Genomic DNA, 1,236 nt, shown 5'->3' with positions numbered 1-1,236 from the left:
CACCGGCGGTGCCGGTGCGCGCCGTCGCGGCGGATCCGGCCTCAGAGGCCGTTGGTGAAGCTGGCGGCCAGGGGACCGGCCACGGACGAGCCGCCGCCACCGCCCTCGACCACCACGGCGAAGGCCACGTCGCCCTTGAAGCCGACCATCCAGGCGTGGCTGGGCAGCTCCCCGTCCTCGTCGGCGTCCTCGGCGGTGCCGAACTCGGCCGTACCCGACTTGGCGTACACCTCGCCCTGGAAGGGCACGTCCTCGGCGGTGCCCTCGGTGACGACCGCGCGCATCATCGTCCGCAGCGCCTCGGCCTGGGCGATCGCGCGGGGCTCGGGCAGGCCCTCCGGGGCGGGCTCGGTCACCAGGACCGGGTGGCGCCAGGAACCGTCGGCGACCGCGGCGGGCACCGTGGACATGTGCAGCGGCGAGGTGAGGATCTGGCCCTGGCCGATGCTCTGGGCGCCCAGCATGGTGGCGCTGTCCACCGGAGGGAAGGACGGTTCGAGCGTGGGCACGCCGATGTCCAGCGGCGCGTTCATGCCGAACTGCTCGGCGCTGGCCTGGAGCGTGTCCGAGCTGAGCCGGTCGCCGACCTGCTCCACCAGCGCGGTGTTGCAGGAGGTCGCGAACGCCTCGGTCACCGTCTGGGCGCCGTACTCGGCGTCGCCCGCGTTGACGAACGGCCACCCGCCCAGGTCGTACTCCTTGGGGCAGTTCATCGCGGCGTCCATGCCCATCCCGTTGTCCAGCAGCGAGCTGTAGGTGATGATCTTGAACGACGACCCGGGCGGGTACTGGCCCTCGAAGGCCCGGTTGAAACCGCCGGGCACGTTCGCCGCGGCCAGGATCTCGCCGGTGGAGGGGCGCACCGCCACCAGACCCGCCGGGTCGGCGGAGTCGATGACGGCGTTGGAGGCCGCGTTCTGCACGGCCATGTCGATGCTGGTGACCACGTCCTCGCCGTCGGCGCCGTCCAGGGTGGCCACCGTGTTCTCCTCGGTGGCCTCCAGGGAGTCGGGGTCCTCGGCGGCGGTCGCGTCGACCATGAGGATGGTCGTGGCGGCCTCACCGGCCAGCCGCTCCTCGTAGGTGCGCTGGAGGCCGCTGACGCCCACGGTGTCGCCGACGCTGTAGGCCGGGCCCAGCCGCTCGACGTCCTCCGCGGTGGCCTCGCCCAGGGAGCCCGCGATCATCTGCAGCGAACCGGAGACGGTGCCGTCCAGGGCGGTGCCGTCGGCGGCC

1 protein-coding gene is annotated in these 1,236 nt (G+C 73.1%); it reads right to left on the bottom strand.

What is annotated here, in order from left to right; all coding sequences use genetic code 11:
- Positions 1 to 41: 41 nt before the first annotated feature.
- On the bottom strand, positions 42 to 1,236 hold a 1,195-nt coding region (locus tag DQW06_RS26655), incomplete at its 5' end, for a penicillin-binding transpeptidase domain-containing protein (protein WP_255418271.1).

The organism is Nocardiopsis sp. TNDT3 (assembly GCF_003427465.1).
Lineage (GTDB): Bacteria > Actinomycetota > Actinomycetes > Streptosporangiales > Streptosporangiaceae > Nocardiopsis > Nocardiopsis dassonvillei.
Note: the sequence above shows the minus strand (reverse complement) of the source record. Positions and strands in the feature narration are given on the sequence as shown.